The following is an 18,207-nucleotide window of genomic DNA, read 5'->3' on the forward strand; positions in this document are numbered from 1 at the left end:
ACCAGGTAAGGATAGAAAAACATGGCAACTACAATGATGTTGATCATGATCGGGTTGTTGCTGCTCGGCTTCCCGATGATGGTTCCGCTGATCGCCGCCGCGGTGTTCGGCTTTGTAACGATGTTCGATGGCTTTGGCCAGATGGGCACCTTTATCCAGCAGATGATGGGGGGAATCCGGCCAGCCTCGCTGATTGCCGTGCCCATGTTCATCCTGGCTGCTGACATCATGACCCGAGGCCAGTCGGCCGACCGGTTGATCAATATGGTCATGGCCTTCATTGGCCACTTCAAAGGCGGGCTGGCGATCAGCACCGCAACCTCCTGCACGCTGTTTGGTGCCGTTTCCGGGTCCACCCAGGCTACCGTGGTCGCCGTCGGCTCGCCGCTCCGTCCGAAAATGCTGAAAGCCGGCTACTCAGACCCGTTTACCCTGGCCCTGATCATCAACGCCAGTGACATTGCCTTCCTGATCCCGCCCAGCATTGGCATGATCATTTACGGGGTTATCTCGGGAACCTCCATTGCCGAGCTGTTCATCGCCGGTATCGGGCCGGGCGTCCTGATCCTGTTTATGTTTTCGATCTACTGCCTGATCTACGCCTATAAGAACAACGTGCCCACAGAGGAAAAAGCCTCCTGGGGCCAACGCGCGGTGTCGGTCCGCGACGCCCTGTGGCCACTGTTTTTCCCGGTGATCATCGTTGGCGGTATCTACGGCGGCATTTTCAGCCCGACCGAGGCGGCTGCGGTGTGCGTGCTCTACGCCTTCCTGCTGGAATTCGTAGTGTTCCGCGAGCTGAAACTGGCGGATATCTACCGCATTGCCAAGTCCACCGGCCTGATCACCGCCGTGGTGTTCATCCTGGTCGCCGTGGGCAATGGCTTTTCGTGGATTATCTCGTTTGCCCAGATCCCGCAAGCCATTCTGGAAGCCGTTGGCGTTAACGAGGCTGGTCCGGTCGGCGTGTTGGTCGCAATCTGCGTGGCGTTCTTCATCGCCTGCATGTTCGTCGATCCGATCGTGGTCATCCTGGTACTGACGCCAATCTTTGCGCCGGCCATACAATCCACGGGACTGGATCCGGTTCTGGTAGGCGTGCTCATTACTCTGCAGGTGGCTATCGGCTCGGCGACGCCGCCGTTTGGCTGTGACATATTCACCGCCATCGCCATCTTCAAGCGGCCTTATCTAGAGGTGATCCGGGGTACGCCGCCGTTCATCTTCATCCTGGTGGCAGCCGCCGGGTTGATCATCGCGTTCCCGGATATTGCCCTGTTCCTGCGTGACGTTGCCTTCAGGGACTAACCCGCAACCGGCCCTGAGGCTTAAGGAGAGAACCATGTTCAAAAGGATCCTGGTCGCTGTTGATGGCTCCAAGACATCCCTCAAGGCCATGGACAAGGCCATTGAACTGCAGCAGCTAACCGATGCCGAGATCTATCTGCTGTGCGTGTACAAGCACCATAGCCTGTTCGAGGCTTCACTATCGATTGGCAGGCCTCCTGGCATGGATATCCCGGACAAGGTGCTCTCGGAATACGCCAAAGAGGTGGTCAACCACGCCAAAGATCTGGCAAAGTCGCACGGCGCCACCAAGGTACGCGGCTTTGTCAAAGGCGGCCGGCCGTCAAAAGTGATCATAAAGTTCGCTCAGGACAAGGAAGCCGACCTGATCGTTGTGGGTACCAAGGGTACTCACAGCGACAAAGACGGCATCCTGCTCGGCAGCGTCTCCCATCGGGTGGCGTCCAACGCCAAGTGCCCTGTGCTTGTGGTCTGACTCGTATTCCTAGGCGACCTGGCCTCCGTGGATCCAGACCCGATTACGCCCTTCTTCCTTGGCCTGGTATAGCGCCTGGTCAGCGAGACTGAGCAGCTGGTGCGGCTCGCTATCAGCCTCCGGCCAACTGGCCACGCCCACCGACACCGTCACCGGGCCAAGATTCCGGCCCTCGAAAACCACATCAACCTTAGCCACAGCATCGCACAGGCTCTGCGCCCGCTCCCGACCATCATCGGTCAGCGCCCCCGGCAGAATCACCACAAACTCTTCGCCGCCAAAACGGCACACAATGTCGCTTTCCCTGAACTGGTTCAGCAACACAGAGGCAACGGATTGCAGTGCCCGGTCACCCGCTTCGTGCCCGTGGGTGTCGTTGAAGACTTTGAAATGGTCGATATCAACGACCAACAAGGACAGCGGGGTGCGGCCGCGCTGAGCCACGGCACACTGGTGCTGATAAAGCTGATCGAAGTAGCGCCGGTTTTTCAGACCCGTTAACGCGTCTTCGTAGGAAAACTTTTGCAGTTCCTCACGCAGGGAAATACTGGACAGGGTGATTCCGATTCGCTGAATAGCCTGGTTCAGGGCCGCAAACAGCCGGGCCACGCCGTATTCGCTCTCGGCGGAATCGAATAGACCTTCACTCTCCAGCAACAACACGCTATCGGTCACCAAGCCATCGCTGGCCGATTCCACGTTAATCCAGAAACACAGCAGGTCTGTTTTCGCCCGACGCCGGGCTGAAGCTGACGCCTCGAGCGAGGCAGGCGCCACTTCCGAGGGCCGGGGCAGCCCTTCGCTGGTATCCAGCTGGAGCGGCATGGCCGGATGCTCGCCTTCCAGCCCCCATTGCATGAGCCGCTCATAAGCCGCATTGGGTGTGCGCCGATATAGGGCACCGCGCAGGGGGCTGCACAGGTCGGGCATACTGCTCGCCAGCACAGCGTAGGCCTGGCCCAAGTTCAGACAGTCCTGCAACTGGCTGATCATATCGCCGAGCACTCGGTTTTTCTCGTTTTCAAAGGTCAGTAGCCGCACCCGCGCCTGCTCACGGAGGGCCAATGATTCTGCCCGTGCGGTGCGCTCCGCCACCTTCTGCTCCAGTGAGATCGCCAACTGGGTCAGCGCCTTTTGAGTGCGTGCGTAATGCCACAGGGCAATCACCACCACAGCCAGCAGGAACACCAGGATGCCCCAGCTGACGGGCACCCGGGTCCAGGGCAAGACACCATGAGCCACCGCCATATCCGCAACCAGTAACGCACAGAAGACACCATACGTCAGTAGCAAAACTCGCTGCTCGCGCAGAAGGTGACGGAACCGGCTCACAGCCACCGTGGCCAGCAAGGTCACCGTTATCAGGAACAAGGCATCAAACACAGGAAATGTCGACGACAAGTCGACTAGCCCAGACAACGAAAACCCGATTGCGCCCACCAGGTATACCAGATGCAGCTTCCAGATCCGGTTGATGAGCCAGGGCCGGTGGTCTGACAGCCAGTGCTCCAGCATCAGCGCCAGCGCAACCGGCAGCATGTAGTAGGAGCCGGCCGCTAAATAATCCCACAGCAGAGGCTGGTAAATGATCAGCAGGCTGGCCTGGCTTTCGGCCACCAGCATCAGGCCGGAGGACATGGCAAACAAGGCAATGCAGACAAAAGTCTTTTTTTCCGTTTGCAGCAAAGAAAAAATCAGCGTCAAGACCGCAATCAGTGCGGCAAAGCCCGCCACGATCAATGCCTTCAGGGAGTTTTTCAGGATATACAGCACCAGATCGGTGTAATCCATGATCGCGACTTCACCCCACAAGCCAATGTCGGTGTAGTCCGAAAACACCCGGAAGTAGATCGGCTCGTTTGAGTAGTTGTCAGGAAGCGGTATGGCGTGCCAGGGCCAGCCCTCGAACGAGCCTCGACCGTCACTATGAAACGTGCCGTACTGGTAGATTTTTTCATCGCCCAGATAAACCTGAAAGATGATGTCGACACTGAATATGTAGAGCACGGGTTCCTGCCACTCGCCGGAGGGCAGCGTCACCCGGTACCAGACATGCTCCTGTCCATTGCGACCCGGTGGATTAGAGGGAAAGCCGATACTTTGCCACTCACCCGGGGCGTCCTGTTGAACCCAGTCGGGGGTGCCATCGGCGTCAAAGGTTGAATCCCCCCAACGATATTCCCAACCCTCGGCCACCGGCTGAGATGCAGCCGTGACTATGCCGGGCAGCATCAGAGCCAGCAAAAGAAGAATGATCAGGTGCAGAGAACGGGCCACAGGCATCTGGTTTGGGGACCTGAACTGGCTAAAAATCAAACATCAACTATAGATCAATACAACACATATCGGCCCCATCGCCAATAAAAAAAGGAGGCCTAAGCCTCCCTTTCAAGTGCACGTCCTTAACCAAGACCGGATTTAGCGCCCGGATTTCAGCATTTCCCAGTACTTGGCATAGATCTGCAGGGCGTCATCACCGATGTCGGTCTGGAACTCAGCATTCAGCATATCCTGCGCGGTCGGATAACTCGCTCGGTTGTTCGCCACCTCGTCGTCCAGCACCTCGCGAGCCGCCAGATTTGGTGTCGCGTAACCGATTTCTTCACTGATCAGGGCGGAAATTTCCGGCCGCAGCACGAAGCTGATGAACTGGTGTGCAGCTTCCGGGTTCTTGGCGTTCTTCGGAATCACGAAACTGTCGAGCCAGGCGATGATGCCTTCCTGCGGGTAAACATACTCCAGTGACGGCATGGTGTCCTTGCCCATCACCGCTTCGCCGTTCCAGATCATGCCGACGTCGGTTTCGCCTTCAAGGTAAGGCATGCGCGGCGCATCAGAATTGAAGGTGCGCACCGATGGCATCAACTCGGTCAGCTTTTCGTATGCGGCTTCAATCTCCTCCGGATTGGTGCTGTTGCCGGAGTAACCCAGCACCCGCAGGCCCACATGGAAGACTTCGCGCATGTCGTTGGTCAGCATGACCTTGCCCTCAAAGCGCTCATCCCACAGGTCTTCCCAGGCGGTCACCGGCTCGCCCTCAATGTCGGAGGTGTCCACGGCCAACCCGGTAGTGCCCCAAAGGTAAGGCACGCTGTACTGGTTGCCAGGGTCGATATCCAGATTCACCAACTCCGGATCCAGGTTATCAAAGCCTTCGATCTTGCTGCGATCGATGGGCATCAACAATTCTTCCTGACGCATCTTGCTGACGTAATAGGTCGATGGGATCGCCAGATCGTAGGCCGCGCTGTCGTCCAGCAACTTCAACCGGGCGTACATGGCTTCGTTGCTGTCGTAGGTGGTGTAGACCACCTGAATGCCCGTTTCTTCCTGGAACCGGTTGAGTACTTCCTGAGGCATGTACTCAGACCAGTTGTACAGGTTGAGGACCTTGGGCTCCTCGGAACTGCAGCCTGTCAGACTTACCGCCAGCAGGCCGGCCAGTGCCAGTTTCTTCATCGTTTGCTCCTTATCAGAATCCATTGGGACAACATCAGCATGACCAGTGAAAACACCAGCAACAGGGTGCCGAGGGCGTTCACCTCGGGCTTCAGGCCCACGCGCACCATAGAATAGATGCGCAGGGGCAGAATTTCATAACTTGGGCCACTGACGAAGGTACTCACCACCACATCGTCCAGGGACAGGGTAAAGCCCAGCAGCCAGCCCGCCAGCAACGCCGGCATGATCGCCGGTATCAGTACGGTCCGGGTCATGATGAAATCGCTGGCTCCCAGATCCCGGGCCGCCTCGGGCAGGCTTTCGTCAAACCCGCTGAGCCGGGCCATCACGGTAATCACCACAAACGGCAGGCAAAAGGTAACGTGGGCCAGCAACAGTGACACGTAGCCAAGCTGCAAACCCACCAGCAGAAACAGCGCCAGCAGGGAGATCGCCAGCACTATTTCCGGCGACATCATCACCACAAACAGCATGCCGTTGAGTACCCGTTTGCCCCGGAACCGGTAGCGGTGTAGTGCCAGCGCCGTCAGCGCGCCAATCAGGGTCGACACGGTGGCCGCAGACAAGGCCAGCCAAAGGGAATTCCACATAGCCCGGACCATGGCAGTGTTATTGAACAATGCCTCGTACCAGCGCAAGCTCAGCCCGCCCCAGTCGTAACCGGTGCGGGCATCATTAAACGAAAACACCACCAGCACCACAATGGGCACGTACAGCAGGATGTACACCAGGGTCAGGTAGGTTCTGGGCAGCCAGGTTTTCATCAGGCGCCCTCCTCACCCAGGCGCCGCTTGCTCAGTTTATGAGCAAACATCAGCAGCGCCATGGCCAACGTCAGCAAAATACTGGCGGCTGCGCCGAACGGCCAGTTCCGGGCATCCAGGAACTGGTTCTTGATGACATTGCCCACCAACAGGTTGCGGGACCCGCCCAAGATGTCCGGCACAAAAAACAGCCCCATGGCCGGCAGCAATACCAGCATTACACCGGCTAGCACGCCCGGAAGGGTCAGCGGCACAATCACGTGAACAAAAGTCGCCAGGCGGCCCGCGCCCAGATCGTGAGAAGCTAAAAGGAGCTCCTGGCGCAGGTCGTCAAATACCGAGTACAGCGGCAGGATCATAAACGGCAGCAGCAGGTACACCAGACCAATGATCACCGCCCCTTCGGTGTACAACATCTGCAGGGGTTCCTCGATCAGCCCCACCGACAGCAACGCCTTGTTCAGCAGGCCATTGGTGGCCAGAATCAGTTTCAGAGCGTAGGTGCGCACCAGGGAATTGGTCCAGAACGGCACGATCAACAGGAAGATCAGCAGCAACTGCCGCTGCCTGGCCACTTTCGATAGCGCCCACGCGAACGGGTAGCCGATCAGCAGGCAGATCAACGTGGTCATCGCCGCCATGTACAGGGAGTGTAGGAAAACATCCAGGTACAGCGGATCGAACAGCTGCCGGTAAGCATCGAGGTTGAGCGGCAGGGACAGGAACGTGGCCGGGTCGCGCGTCATCACGCTGGCCCCCACCACCAGCAGGTTGGGGGCCAGCACCAGGAACAGCAACCAACCCCAGACCAGAGCCAGCACGGCGGTTTTGAACGGTTGTTGCCGGATACTATGCATCAGCCGACAATTCCCTGTCGGCGATCTCACCCGCTTCTTCCGGAAGCAACCATTCCCAGCCGTCGACCCAGCTTACCCTGACCGGCTCGCCAAGGCGGTAATCGAACATGGGGTCATCCTCATCAAAGAACTCACTGGCCAGTACTTCGGTACCGTCTTCCAGCTGGATCACCGAGTCCAGGGTACTGCCCTTGTAGTTACGCTCAACGATTTTTCCGGCCACCCCCTGATCACCATCTGGGTCCAGCACCCGAATATCCTCCGGACGCAGCAGAACGTGCACTGGCTGGCCGTCCTGCACTTTAAAGCCCGGTCGCCGCAGTGTGCGTTTGAAGCCAAGCACGTCCACCGAAATGCTATCGTCGGCCTGGCTCAACACACGGCCTGGAAAGAGATTGGTCTCGCCGACAAAGCCGGCGGTAAACAGGTTGGCCGGCCGTTCATACACTTCCCGCGGGGTTCCCAGCTGCTGCACCAAGCCGCCCTTGAGCACCACGACCCGGTCCGACATGGACAGGGCTTCTTCCTGATCGTGAGTCACAAACACAAAGGTGATGCCCAGCTCCCGCTGCAGGCGCTTCAGCTCAACCTGCATGGTTCGGCGCAGCTTGTAGTCCAGAGCCGACAGGGGTTCATCCAACAACAACAGGCGTGGGCGTTTGACCACGGCGCGGGCAATCGCCACCCGTTGCTGCTGGCCACCGGAGAGCTGATGGGGCTTGCGCCGGGCGAAGTCCTGCAGTTGGACCATTGCCAGCACTTCGTCTACCCGCTGGCGAATCTCGTCCTTGGGCCGCTTCTCCATTTTCAGGCCGTAAGCCACGTTGTCGAAGACCGACATATGGGGGAACAGTGCATAGTGCTGGAAGACGGTATTCAGTGGCCGGTGTTCAGGCGGCACCTGGGTAAGGTCGGTGCCATCAAGGGTAATAGTGCCGGCATCCGGGTGCTCGAAACCCGCTATCAGTCTCAGCAGCGTGGTTTTGCCACAGCCTGATGGCCCCAAAAGAGTAATGAACTCGCCATCCAGGATGTCGAGGTTCAGGGCATCGAGGACGGTCTTGTCGCCAAAATGTTTGGAAAGTTCGCGCAGTGAAAGGAGTGTCTTCTTCATCGGACCTGCCCAAGGAATGAGCAAGCTATTTTTTCAGAAAGCAGCGCAAACAAAAAGGGGCGTTGGGATAATCCGAAACCCCGACGCCCCTTACTGACAGCCCATTAAAGGCTGATGCCTGCTTCTCCGTTATTCTCCGGCTACGCTGTCGAGGTAGGCCTTGTCCGAAATATTGGTCCACTGACGCACCTGGCGCAGATACTCACGCTGGGAGGTGATGATCTCTTTCGCCAACGGGTCGCTCTCGGCGGCCTGCTTAAGCAACTTGTTGGTGGCGCTGCGCAGGGCCTCTATAACTTCCGGCGGGAAGGTTCTATGGGTCACGTCCGGGTAGTTCTCTTTCATCTTATCCCAGGCCACGCCGCTTTCGTGGGTGCTTTGGATGTACATATCATAGGCGGCGGTGCGCATGGCCACTCGCAACACTTCCTGCAGATCCTTGGGCAGCTTGTCCCAGGTCTCCTTGTTGATCAGGAACTGCACTTCAGCGCCCGGCTCCTGCCAGCCCGAGTAGTAGTTCTTGGCGATCTGATGGAAACCCATGCTGAAGTCCAGGGCCGGACCTACCCACTCCAGAGCATCGATGGTGCCACGCTCCAGTGCGCTGTAAAGTTCGCCCGGCGGAATATTGGTGACGGCAACCCCCAACTCCGACATCACTTCACCGGCAAAACCTGGCGTGCGCATCTTGATGCCTTTCAGGTCTTCCAGGGAATTGATCTCCTCACGGAACCATCCACCCATCTGGTTGCCGGTGTTACCACCCGGGAACGACAGCAAGCCGTACGGCTCATAAACTTTGCGCATCAGCTCCATGCCCTCGCCGTGGTAGAACCAGGCGTATTGCTCCGGGGCGATCATGCCGAACGGCACGGTGGTGAAGTACATGGCGTTGGGGATGGTGCCCTTGTAGTAATAGGACGCCGTGTGGCCCATGTCGTACTGACCATTACGGACCAGATCGAAGATGCCGAACGGCGCCTTGTGCTTGTTGGAGGCGTCGATACGAATCTTCAGCCGGCCATTGGACATGGTCTCGGCCATGTTGGCCATGTGTTCTACGGTTTCGCCGAGAATCGGTGAATTCGGGCCCCAGGTCTGCGCAAGGCGCAGCGTGAAACTGTCCTCAGCCAGGCTGATTGAGCTGAAAGCAAACAGCAGCGCAAGCGCGGCTATTTTTAGCGGGCGAGTTATCATTGTTGGCACCATTGATCCGATTGTTATGTAGATATTTTTTGTCCCGAACCAATACTAGCTTGGGACCAAGCACCCCGCCAAGCCCTACTCTCAGCTTACTGGATTCGCCCCAACGATTGGGCTATGTTCCATAGTAGGATGGGTATTCTCCAACCAACGCGAACGGATTCTGGACAATGTACATGGCCACCGAAAAAGATCTTGATAATCCGCAGGCGCGCCTGAAACAGTTACGACGAAGCTACGCGGAACGACTCCCGAAGCGACTGGACCGGCTGGAGTACCTGATCAGCACCATTCCGGTGGACCGTGAATACGCCGAAGACGGCGCTGCCGTGCGTTCAGGCCTCAACATGACCTACCAGGAGGTCCACAAACTGGCCGGTTCCGCCGGCTCGGTTGGCCTTCACTCGGTGTCCGACGCCGCCAAGCAGCTGCTTGACCTGATTGATGGCTGGTTCAGCACCAGTTCACGTGATCCGGAAGACAAGCAAAAAGACATGCTTGAGTTGGTGCAAAGTATGCGCACCATGGATTTTGACCCAGAGCCTGAGGTGGATCAGCGGTTCTTCCCCGGCAGCCGTAAAATCCACATCATTGAAGACAATGAACTGGTCGCCAATGAAATGCTGCTGTGGCTGGAGGCAGCCGGTTTCGACGCCCAGGTGTTTTTGTCTGCCACCATCTACGGCGACACCTTCGAGGTATTGCCAACCCCCGATTTGATCATCATGGATGTCATCTTCGGCAACGAACGCAACGCCGGCCCTCGCGTTATCGAGTTGCTGAAACGCACGGTCGGGCGGTTGCCGCCGGTTGCCTTCCTGTCGGTCCGGGATGACATGGAAGCGAGGCTTGCCGCGTTCCGATCGGGCGCCTCACGCTACCTGGCGAAGCCGATTACCCAGACCGAACTGATCGACCTGGCCCATGAGTTCACCGATCGCAAAGATGCGCCGCCGTTCCGGATCCTGATGGTGGACGACGATGAAACCACCCTGCAGGTGAACCAGGTGCTTCTGGAGCAGGCCGGACTGGCAGTTTACCCGGTGAGTGATCCCATGGCCGCACTGGACGCAGCGCGGGCATTCGAACCGGACATAATTTTGCTGGATGTGATCATGCCGGACGTATCCGGCACCGAACTGGCGGCGGTCCTCCGCCAGGACCGCAGGCTGGATCCCGTGCCAATCCTGTTCCTGACCACCGAAACCCACCCGGACCAGAAGATCATGGGCGCTGCCCTGGGGGGCGACGACTACATCATAAAACCGTTTGACCCGGACTACCTGCTCACCACCCTGATGTCCCGAGCCCGCCGTTCGCGCAGGCTCAGGGAACTGATCAAGCAGACTGAGGGGCTCTAGCTCAGACTTTGAACTGGCCCACCAGCTCTCGCAGGGTTTCGCCCAAGCGGGCCAGTTCGTGGCTCGCCTCGTTGGTCTGGGTCACGCCGGTGTCGCTGCGCTGAGCGGCATCAACGATACGCACCACATTCTGGTTAATTTCCTCGGCCACCTGACTTTGCTGCTCCGCAGCGGTGGCAATCTGAGTCACCTGATCATGGATCTGACCCACTGATTTCTCGATAGTGCCCAACGCCGTAGCAGCGTGATCGATGCGTGCCACGGTTTCCGAGGACCGGTCTCGGGACATGTTCATGCGGTCGACTGCCGAGCGGGACTCTGACACAAACCCATTCACCATTTCGCGGATCTGTTCGGCGGACTCGGCACTGCGCCTGGCCAGCTGACGCACCTCGTCGGCGACCACGGAGAAACCGCGACCATGCTCACCGGCCCGAGCGGCCTCAATGGCAGCATTCAGCGCCAACAGGTTAGTCTGTTCAGTCACCGCATGGATAACATCCAACACCTGCTGAATATCGCCGGATTTCTCGGCCAGGGCATCAATGGTCCGGGCACTCTCCTCGATTTCCTCAGACAGTTTGTTGACTGAACCCTGGGCGCTGACAATGGTTTCGCCACCGTCACGGGCAACGCGATCGGCATCAGAGGCGGCACTTTCGACCTGATTGGCATTGCCTGAGATCTGCTGGATGGTCGCCGCCATTTCATTGATCGCCGAGGCAATCTGATCGGTCTCTGAACCCTGCTCCTGAACCGAGGAACGGGTTTCGTTCGCCACCCGGCTCAATTCCTCAGCGGCGGAGGCGACCTGATCGGTGGTGGCACCGACTTCACGAATGGTGGTCTGGATCTTGATCACAAAGGCGTTGAAACGACGCCCCAGCTCAGACAACTCATCGGTGCCCTCTTCCGGTAGGCGCTGGCGCAGATCACCCTCGCCGTCAGCGATTTCCTGCATCATATCGCTGACTTGCTTCAGGGGCTTGGTGACCGAGCGGCCGACCACAAGGCCGATCAGCATGGCAATGACCACAACAATGGCCGTTACCAGCAAAATAAAACCAATCGTGGCGTTTCGACCTTCCGCAATCTCGGCCTGGGCAGCAGCGACTTCCTGATCGATGTTGGTAACGTACACACCGGCGCCAATCATCCAGTCCCAGCCCGGAATAACCGTAGAATAGGACACTTTTGGCTCTTCTTTGCCGGAGCCCGGGTTCATCCAGTCATAACCGTAAAAGCCATCGGATTCACCTGCCGCAAACAGTGCCCGCACCAGTTTCTTCAGGGTCGGGTTATTGGTCGGACCTTCCTTGGACGGGTCCGGGGCATAGGCCAGGTTCACGACATCCCGGGTGTAGGCGAACACGTAGTTGGTCTTGTCGAATCGGATGCTGCGCAGGCGCGAGGCGGCCTCAGCCTTGGCCTCTTCTTCGGACAAATCAGGATCGTTCTTCGCTTCCAGAACCACCGCCTCGGCGGCATCCACCAGGTTTTTCAAACCGTTCTTCCGGGTTTCCAAAAGATTCGTTTTGAGCCGCTGTAGCTCGGCCTCTCCATGGGCCTCAATCTGACTGACGGTGATCCAGGCCAAAGTAGCCGCGGTGAGGATAACAGGGACCAGCACCGCCAGAAGCAGCCGCGAGCGAATGCGAAGGGTGTTTAGAAAGTTCATGTCAACGATCCTTGAGGACTGATTAGAGTTATGAATTATCCACAGAGATTCGTCGCGTGCTGTTCCAGTCTGTTAAGGCAAGTAACGGTGCCACATTTGTAATGCGGAACTCCCAGTGCGCCCTATGCACCGACCTCACCGTGACTCTAGACTGGTCTGGCTCACGCACGATCTAAATGCGGCTATCGGCCACCGGCCACCAAACTTGAACCCAGCTAAACCAATAGCCCCTGCAGCGGGATTGCACCATGAAGCAGCTTTTTCTGATCCGACACGCAAAATCCAGTTGGGCCGACGACAGCCTCAGTGACCGGGACCGCCCCCTGAACGCCCGCGGTCAAAGCCAGTTGGCACCGCTGAGTGTGGCTTTGGCCCATCACGGCGCCTTTGCCGGCGACGTTCACACCAGCACGGCGGCCCGGGCTCAGGCCACCCTGGCCGGGGTATTACCGACAACCTTTCCCGAAACGCGGGTGCATACCTGCCCGGAGCTCTACACCTTTGATCATCAAAAGCTGTTGCACTGGCTTAATAGCATGGGTGACCAGGAAACCATTGCCGTCATCGGTCACAACCCGGCACTGCTGGAGCTGGCCCAGTGGCTGTTGCAACAGTCGCCGGCGCAGTTGCCGACAGGCAGCTTCATGCACTTGCGTATCCCCGTAGACCACTGGCACCAGCTCGACAAAGCCAAGGGCAAGGGTAAGTTGGAAGCCCTGCTGACCCCTCAGCAATTCAGCTATACCCACTTTGTCCGCAAACTTAAGAAGCGCGCCAACCCCGACACAACGGGGCGTAAACGGGACCTCGCCGACACCTTCCAGAGTCTCCACCACTGGCTCAAAAATCTGGAGCCGGGGGTTCAATTGGGACTGGATGACGAATTCCTGCATCAATACCGGATTACCCTGCGGCGCAGCCGCGCCATCGCTGAATCCATTCGGGAGGTCAGTGGTTCCAAACGGTTGACCAGGCCCGTCAAGCAACTCAAACAACAGGCCGGAGCCACCAGCCAGCTGAGGGATCTGCATGTACTGCTGCAACAGCTGCCCGAGCTTTGCGGAGGCAACGATGAGCTGGAAACCGGCCTGCGCACCTATTTCGAAAAGGCGGCCGACGTCGAACAACAGCGTTTGAATAAACGTTTGGCCAGCAAGCGCCATCAGAAGCGTAGCCAGGATTGGCTCAACCTGATCGAGTCCGGCGCCTTCCAGAAACTTTCGAGATCGCTCAGTCACAAAGACATCCGAACAACCGTCGACCGACGTATCACCCAGTGCAACCGGAAAACGGCGGAACTCACACCCGAGTCATCGGACGAAGAACTTCACGCCCTGCGTAAGTTACTGAAGCGTGCCCGGTATCTGATGGAACTGGAGCCGGACCGATGGAAAGGACTGCTAAAACGAGTAAAAGCTCGCCAACAGTTGTTCGGCCAGTTTCAGGATCTGGCGGTGCAGATTCAGCTGCTGCATCAGTTTCGAAGGGATTCGCCGGAAGCTTTGCCAGCGGCGGTTGCCGGTTTAGAAACACAATTAACCCAGCGGAAAATGGAGGTCCGCAAGCAGATACTTGCCCTTGGAGGACTTGATGGATCCCCGCTATGACACGCTTTTCTACGACGGTCAGTGCCCTCTGTGCGCCCGTGAGATCCGAACCCTGCGCAAACTCCAGGGCGGAAATCTGATTTTTGCCGACATCCACGAACAGAGCGGCACCAACACCGACTTGCCCAGCCACGAACAACTGCTTCGCCGGCTTCACCTGATGGCGTGGACCGGGGAATGGGTGACCGGCCTGCCTGCCAACGTCCGCGCCTGGTCACACACCCGATTCGGGTTTCTGTTCAAGCCCCTACTCTGGCCGATCATCTACCCGGTCGCATCACGGGTTTATGAGCGCTGGGCCGACAGTCGCTATGAGCGCAAGTACGCCTGTGCCATTGGCAACCGCACAGCCGAAAAGCAGACCTAGACCAGGCTGTTGCGGATAAAGATTGCTGGTCGCACCGGCAATTCCGCCAGTTCTTGCATCAAATCACGCTTCAGACGCTCAATCCGGCCGGGCCAGTTGCTAGGAAGACGAATCTCCAGCATCAGGCTCGGACCTACCTTAACCATCTTCACCTGTTGAGGCAGGATGCCTTCCGCCTTGAGCACACCGTGCACTTCGTCGGCCACCGCCTCAGGCGGCGCTGCCAGCATCAGCTCTCGAACGGCCCCGGCCGTCATTTTTACCGGCACGACAATGAAATAGGCCGAAACAAGTACCATCATCACCGGATCCGCATATACCGCCAGGGCCGAACAGGAAGTCTGTTCCAGCCAGGCACCCACGCCGAAGCCGATCAGAACGGCGGCGCTCAGCACGGTATCCATCAACCACTGGCGGCGTTCCGCCACCACCAATCCGGACCCAACACGTTTGCCCACCCAGGCAAGGTACAGCCATACCGCCAGGCAACCCACAACACTCACCGCCGCAAACACCATGGCCATGTCGGCGCTGACCGCACGGCCACCCTCAACGAGAGCGAAAACGGCGGACACCATCGACAACAGGCACACCAGCGCAATCACCAGCCCTTTGACCGCAATGACCAATGGCTCAATCGCGCCGCGACCAAACGGGTAGTCAGCGCAGGCCGGGCGACGAATCACCCGCGCGGCATAGAGCGACAGCAGGGACAACGCAACACTAACCAGCGAGTAGGCACCATCAAACAGGATCACCAACGAGCCGATCCAGAGACCCCAACTGATGCCCGCCAGCGCAAACAGACCCGCTGCAATGGCGGACAGGGTCAGCGCCATATTTTCCCGCGCTATTAACATCAACATTTTTGCTCTCCCGTGATTTAAAGGCCATATTAGCGACACCCGCAACCGGGCGTGAGTCGGTGACCGACGGAAAACCCGTCGCAAGGAGAGCAGTCGTTGAAAACATCGCAAATCAAGGTGTTCCTGGCCGTAGTCCGCAACGGCACCATTGCCTCGGCCGCCCGGGAACTGAACCGGAGCCGCACCACGGTGAGCACCATGCTGGCCGCACTGGAAGATGACCTGGGTGTCGAGCTGTTCGAGCGCAGCGGTAACCAGCTCCACCTAACGCCTATTGGCAGCGCCATCGTCACCGACTGCCGGCGTTTTGATCAGGTGGCCGGACAGATCCGCGCCCGCTGCCAGCATCATCTCAGCGGCGCCGAATCCGTTCTAAGAATTGCCCGGGACGACGCCCTGCCCGAGGCAGCTTGGCGGGATATTCTGCGGCAATTGAAAACCCGCTTCCCCCAGACCAGCCTGTCGGTTTACCTGGCGCCGCCCCGCGAGCTGCCCACCCTGGTTCGCAACCAGTCCGTGGATGTCGCCTATGGCCTGATGCCGGAACTCCAGAGCGAAGGCTACCAATGGTTCCGGGAACTGGCCGATGTGCGGATGCTGACCGTTGCAGCACCGAACCACCCCCTGAGCCAGCTCAAACGGGTAACCCAGGACGATCTGGTGAGCCACACGGAGGTAACCCTGGCCTACATGAACAATGCCCGGGTGGAAGCGGAATCGCCGGAAACCGCCAACTTCCTGGCGTTCACCCAGTATGAACTGATTCGCGATGCGGTCATCGAAGGAGCCGGCTGGGCTGACTTGCCCCTGCCGCTGATTGCTGAAGCTCTGCGGCAACAGCAGCTAACCGTTATCCGCCATCGCAGCGCCCAGTGGTGGAAAGTGTTCAGCGCCCTGGAATCCGAGCAGACCCAGGGCGGCGCTGTGGTTGGTTGGCTGGCAGCGGCACTGGAGGCGTACCTGGAGGAAGAGCACTAGGCGGCATTGAGCAGTAACTACAAACAGCAGGCTTTGTATTTCTTGCCACTGCCACAGGGACAACGGTCGTTGCGCCCGGGTTTTAGCTGACCCTCACTGGTATCGCCGGTGAGGTACAGCCACCGCCCCTGTTCCCGGACAAACTCAGACCGCTCTTCCAGGTAACCCCAGCCGTCACCGAGCCGGTGCACGGCCCTGAAGTGGACCTGGCCCGTATCCCCTGCCTCGGAACTGTCGAGAATGGATAGCGAGACCCACTCCGGCGACTGCTCCAGACTCAGCTCACCCGGCCGGGTACTGGGGTGCCAGGTAGCCAGCAGATAGTCGGCCTGCCCGCCCACAAAGGCACAGTACCGTGACCGCATCAGCGCCTCCGGCGTGGCGGCGGCCTCACCCCGGTGCAGCGGCTGGCAACACCTTGAATATTCCAGGCTGGAGCCACAGGGGCATTGGGCTGTATCTTTTCCGAGGTCTTTGGAGAGAGAGTCTGTCATCGGGCGTGATCCATTCTTACACCATGGTCTGATAGCTACCGGCAGTCTATCAGTTTCAACCGCTAGCCCGCTGTGTTATCAAAGCAAACCGCCCATAACCCGGTGATGATCTTGGATGAACTAAGCCTGTTACAGGTGCTTCTCGCAAATGCCGCTCTTCTGGCCGGTGCCTGCCTACAGGGCGTAGCCGGTTACGGCATTGGTACCCTGGCGGCACCGCTGCTGTTTTTGATCAGCCCCATACTGTTGCCAGCGCCACTGATCCTGAATGCGTCAGTGCTGACGGTGTTGATGCTGGTCCGTAACCGGGGTGCCCTGGCGATCCGGGAAGTGCGATTTGCGATCTGGGGCGGAGCCATTGGGACGATCCTGGCGGCGCTAATCCTCCTGGTGCTGTCACCGGAAGGCTTTGAACTGATTTTCGGCATCCTGATCCTGACCGGCGTGGCCCTGAGTGTTGGCGGCCTGCGCCCGGCCCTGAATGCCCGCAACAGTGTCATTGCCGGGGCTGCCTCTACTTTCATGGGCACCATCACCGCCGTGGGCGGCCCGCCCATAGCGATGATCTACCAGAATCAGAAAGGCCCGCTGGTGCGGGCCAACATGTCAGCGTTTTTCCTGACCGCAAGTTTCTTCAGCCTGGCGGCCCTGCTGTACTCCGGGTACCTGGGGCTACGAGAGCTGCGCCTGTTCGGGCTCACCTTTCCGGGCATGCTCATCGGTTTCTGGCTATCCGGCCACCTGGTACACCGGATGCCAGCCAACGGACTCCGGCCGGTGATCCTGACCATCGCAGCAGTGGCCGGCATTGCAGCCCTGGTGCGGGGCCTGATGTCGCTTTGACTGTCAATCTACCCAGAACCGCACCCGGAACCCGCTCTTGCGCCAGAGCAAGGCCAGCCATAGGGCATGAACATTGATAAGCAGGGCTAAGACCCATTCAAAGGCATCGTCAGTTCGGCGGTAGAGTTCGGGCGCGAGCGCATTCAACAGCACCGAGAGAATACCCACCGCTAGCGTGAGCTGACACAGCCCGAGCAGGCCCCGAGCCGGGCGACTCCAGTTCGGATGCAGCCGAAGTGCGCAACTGATCAGGAGTTCACACAGGAAGGTGAGGGAAAGGTAGAGAACAACACCAATACGACGCATCAGGTTAAAGCCATCCCCTTCGTGACCAAGGGCCACGGTGTAGGCACCCAGGGCCAGGCCCGCAACCAGCCCGAGCCAGGGCACCCAGGCGACAGACGTTGAGCGCAGCCCCAATTGCGCCAGCCACACCCGGTTACACCACCAGAACAGCACACCAATGATGGCCGCCGGCAGCATCGTGCCCTTGAAAATGAAATAGGCAGTGCCGTAGCGCCCGGTTCGACTGATGCTGGTGCAGCTGTCCCAGTATGGGATACAAAACGATACGTAACCCTCGATAACCGAGACAAAAAAGGTGAGATGAATGGTCAGCAGCGGCACCAGTGCCGCGCCGAGTGCCAGCCACCAAAGTCTTACGCTGTTGGGATTATACATCGTTGATAATCCAGTCTACTCTGTGTAAACGAGACGGTTTGCCAAAGAAGGAACGGGCAGCTTTTTGAATCAACACCATTTGACCAGATTTTGCAATCCTGCCTATCCGTACATAGGCATTTGGCCTCAAACTAGGGCTATAAAGTAAG

At 58.5% G+C, this 18,207-nt stretch carries 17 protein-coding genes; 7 read left to right on the top strand and 10 right to left on the bottom strand.

Annotated elements, in window-relative coordinates:
• Positions 1-21: 21 nt before the first annotated feature.
• Both FGO67_RS01055 and FGO67_RS01060 read left to right on the top strand, forming a co-directional pair.
• Positions 22-1,308 carry a TRAP transporter large permease gene (locus FGO67_RS01055; protein WP_203298891.1) on the top strand — a complete coding sequence of 429 codons (1,287 nt, stop codon included), beginning with the start codon at positions 22-24 and terminating at the stop codon, positions 1,306-1,308.
• A 34-nt stretch (positions 1,309-1,342) separates the two neighbouring features.
• The gene (locus FGO67_RS01060) at positions 1,343-1,783 is read left to right on the top strand and encodes a universal stress protein (RefSeq protein WP_203298892.1); all 441 of its coding nucleotides are present in this window, start codon (positions 1,343-1,345) and stop codon (positions 1,781-1,783) included.
• 9 nt (positions 1,784-1,792) lie between these two features.
• Here the strand turns inward: FGO67_RS01060 and FGO67_RS01065 are convergent, their stop codons facing one another.
• The 6 genes from FGO67_RS01065 to FGO67_RS01090 form a co-directional block, all read right to left on the bottom strand.
• Positions 1,793-4,066 carry a GGDEF domain-containing protein gene (locus tag FGO67_RS01065; RefSeq protein ID WP_203298893.1) on the bottom strand — a complete coding sequence of 758 codons (2,274 nt, stop codon included), beginning with the start codon at positions 4,064-4,066 and terminating at the stop codon, positions 1,793-1,795.
• A 135-nt stretch (positions 4,067-4,201) separates the two neighbouring features.
• Positions 4,202-5,242 carry an extracellular solute-binding protein gene (locus FGO67_RS01070; protein WP_203298894.1) on the bottom strand — a complete coding sequence of 347 codons (1,041 nt, stop codon included), beginning with the start codon at positions 5,240-5,242 and terminating at the stop codon, positions 4,202-4,204.
• Positions 5,239-6,009 (bottom strand): spermidine/putrescine ABC transporter permease PotC, encoded by a 771-nt coding sequence (gene potC, locus FGO67_RS01075; RefSeq protein WP_203298895.1) that lies wholly within the window; start codon positions 6,007-6,009, stop codon positions 5,239-5,241. Before potC ends, FGO67_RS01070 begins: the two co-directional genes overlap by 4 nt.
• Positions 6,009-6,866 (bottom strand): spermidine/putrescine ABC transporter permease PotB, encoded by an 858-nt coding sequence (potB, locus tag FGO67_RS01080; protein ID WP_203298896.1) that lies wholly within the window; start codon positions 6,864-6,866, stop codon positions 6,009-6,011. The genes potC and potB overlap by 1 nt, the downstream gene beginning before the upstream one ends.
• Complete coding sequence (potA, locus tag FGO67_RS01085; RefSeq protein WP_203298897.1) at positions 6,859-7,980, bottom strand: spermidine/putrescine ABC transporter ATP-binding protein PotA; 1,122 nt, start codon at positions 7,978-7,980, stop codon at positions 6,859-6,861. The genes potB and potA overlap by 8 nt, the downstream gene beginning before the upstream one ends.
• A 129-nt stretch (positions 7,981-8,109) precedes the next feature.
• Positions 8,110-9,177 carry a TRAP transporter substrate-binding protein gene (locus FGO67_RS01090; RefSeq protein WP_203298898.1) on the bottom strand — a complete coding sequence of 356 codons (1,068 nt, stop codon included), beginning with the start codon at positions 9,175-9,177 and terminating at the stop codon, positions 8,110-8,112.
• Positions 9,178-9,359: 182 nt separating this feature from the next.
• On the opposite strand from FGO67_RS01090, the gene FGO67_RS01095 reads away from it, so the two are divergent.
• The gene (locus tag FGO67_RS01095) at positions 9,360-10,544 is read left to right on the top strand and encodes a response regulator (protein ID WP_203298899.1); all 1,185 of its coding nucleotides are present in this window, start codon (positions 9,360-9,362) and stop codon (positions 10,542-10,544) included.
• Position 10,545: 1 nt separating this feature from the next.
• Here the strand turns inward: FGO67_RS01095 and FGO67_RS01100 are convergent, their stop codons facing one another.
• Positions 10,546-12,222, bottom strand: a complete 1,677-nt coding sequence (locus FGO67_RS01100) for a methyl-accepting chemotaxis protein (protein ID WP_203298900.1) — start codon at positions 12,220-12,222, stop codon at positions 10,546-10,548.
• Between the two features lie 248 nt (positions 12,223-12,470).
• On the opposite strand from FGO67_RS01100, the gene FGO67_RS01105 reads away from it, so the two are divergent.
• Both FGO67_RS01105 and FGO67_RS01110 read left to right on the top strand, forming a co-directional pair.
• A complete protein-coding gene (locus FGO67_RS01105) occupies positions 12,471-13,829 on the top strand; it encodes a CHAD domain-containing protein (RefSeq protein ID WP_203298901.1) in 1,359 nt (452 codons plus the stop codon).
• Positions 13,813-14,196, top strand: coding sequence for a thiol-disulfide oxidoreductase DCC family protein (locus FGO67_RS01110; protein WP_203298902.1), 384 nt, complete (start codon positions 13,813-13,815; stop codon positions 14,194-14,196). The genes FGO67_RS01105 and FGO67_RS01110 overlap by 17 nt, the downstream gene beginning before the upstream one ends.
• On the opposite strand, the gene FGO67_RS01115 is transcribed toward FGO67_RS01110, so the two are convergent.
• Complete coding sequence (locus tag FGO67_RS01115) at positions 14,193-15,062, bottom strand: cation diffusion facilitator family transporter (RefSeq protein ID WP_203298903.1); 870 nt, start codon at positions 15,060-15,062, stop codon at positions 14,193-14,195. The two genes, FGO67_RS01110 and FGO67_RS01115, sit on opposite strands and share 4 nt — an antisense overlap.
• Positions 15,063-15,158: 96 nt before the next feature.
• On the opposite strand from FGO67_RS01115, the gene FGO67_RS01120 reads away from it, so the two are divergent.
• Positions 15,159-16,040: a LysR family transcriptional regulator gene (locus FGO67_RS01120; RefSeq protein WP_203298904.1), complete on the top strand. Its 882-nt coding sequence runs from the start codon at positions 15,159-15,161 to the stop codon at positions 16,038-16,040.
• A gap of 17 nt (positions 16,041-16,057) precedes the next feature.
• Here the strand turns inward: FGO67_RS01120 and FGO67_RS01125 are convergent, their stop codons facing one another.
• Entirely contained in the window at positions 16,058-16,534 is a 477-nt protein-coding gene (locus tag FGO67_RS01125; RefSeq protein WP_203298905.1) for a YchJ family protein, read from the bottom strand.
• Positions 16,535-16,639: 105 nt separating this feature from the next.
• Between FGO67_RS01125 and FGO67_RS01130 the strand changes: the two genes are divergently transcribed.
• Positions 16,640-17,377 (top strand): sulfite exporter TauE/SafE family protein, encoded by a 738-nt coding sequence (locus tag FGO67_RS01130; protein WP_238942207.1) that lies wholly within the window; start codon positions 16,640-16,642, stop codon positions 17,375-17,377.
• Between the two features lie 3 nt (positions 17,378-17,380).
• Here the strand turns inward: FGO67_RS01130 and FGO67_RS01135 are convergent, their stop codons facing one another.
• Positions 17,381-18,058 carry a hypothetical protein gene (locus FGO67_RS01135; RefSeq protein WP_203298907.1) on the bottom strand — a complete coding sequence of 226 codons (678 nt, stop codon included), beginning with the start codon at positions 18,056-18,058 and terminating at the stop codon, positions 17,381-17,383.
• Between the last annotated feature and the right edge of the window lie 149 nt (positions 18,059-18,207).

It is taken from the genome of Marinobacter sediminum (assembly GCF_016820575.1).
Lineage (GTDB): Bacteria > Pseudomonadota > Gammaproteobacteria > Pseudomonadales > Oleiphilaceae > Marinobacter > Marinobacter sediminum.

Excerpts from the sequence above, each read along its gene's own strand:
- FGO67_RS01100 (WP_203298900.1), bottom strand. The coding sequence starts at position 12,222 with ATGAACTTTCTAAACACCCTTCGCATTCGCTCGCGGCTGCTTCTGGCG.
- FGO67_RS01055 (WP_203298891.1), top strand. The coding sequence starts at position 22 with ATGGCAACTACAATGATGTTGATCATGATCGGGTTGTTGCTGCTCGGC.
- FGO67_RS01060 (WP_203298892.1), top strand. The coding sequence starts at position 1,343 with ATGTTCAAAAGGATCCTGGTCGCTGTTGATGGCTCCAAGACATCCCTC.
- potB (WP_203298896.1), bottom strand. The coding sequence starts at position 6,866 with ATGCATAGTATCCGGCAACAACCGTTCAAAACCGCCGTGCTGGCTCTG.
- FGO67_RS01115 (WP_203298903.1), bottom strand. The coding sequence starts at position 15,062 with ATGTTGATGTTAATAGCGCGGGAAAATATGGCGCTGACCCTGTCCGCC.
- FGO67_RS01070 (WP_203298894.1), bottom strand. The coding sequence starts at position 5,242 with ATGAAGAAACTGGCACTGGCCGGCCTGCTGGCGGTAAGTCTGACAGGC.
- FGO67_RS01130 (WP_238942207.1), top strand. The coding sequence starts at position 16,640 with ATGATCTTGGATGAACTAAGCCTGTTACAGGTGCTTCTCGCAAATGCC.
- potA (WP_203298897.1), bottom strand. The coding sequence starts at position 7,980 with ATGAAGAAGACACTCCTTTCACTGCGCGAACTTTCCAAACATTTTGGC.
- FGO67_RS01090 (WP_203298898.1), bottom strand. The coding sequence starts at position 9,177 with ATGATAACTCGCCCGCTAAAAATAGCCGCGCTTGCGCTGCTGTTTGCT.
- potC (WP_203298895.1), bottom strand. The coding sequence starts at position 6,009 with ATGAAAACCTGGCTGCCCAGAACCTACCTGACCCTGGTGTACATCCTG.
- FGO67_RS01110 (WP_203298902.1), top strand. The coding sequence starts at position 13,813 with ATGGATCCCCGCTATGACACGCTTTTCTACGACGGTCAGTGCCCTCTG.
- FGO67_RS01065 (WP_203298893.1), bottom strand. The coding sequence starts at position 4,066 with ATGCCTGTGGCCCGTTCTCTGCACCTGATCATTCTTCTTTTGCTGGCT.
- FGO67_RS01135 (WP_203298907.1), bottom strand. The coding sequence starts at position 18,058 with ATGTATAATCCCAACAGCGTAAGACTTTGGTGGCTGGCACTCGGCGCG.
- FGO67_RS01105 (WP_203298901.1), top strand. The coding sequence starts at position 12,471 with ATGAAGCAGCTTTTTCTGATCCGACACGCAAAATCCAGTTGGGCCGAC.
- FGO67_RS01095 (WP_203298899.1), top strand. The coding sequence starts at position 9,360 with ATGGCCACCGAAAAAGATCTTGATAATCCGCAGGCGCGCCTGAAACAG.
- FGO67_RS01125 (WP_203298905.1), bottom strand. The coding sequence starts at position 16,534 with ATGACAGACTCTCTCTCCAAAGACCTCGGAAAAGATACAGCCCAATGC.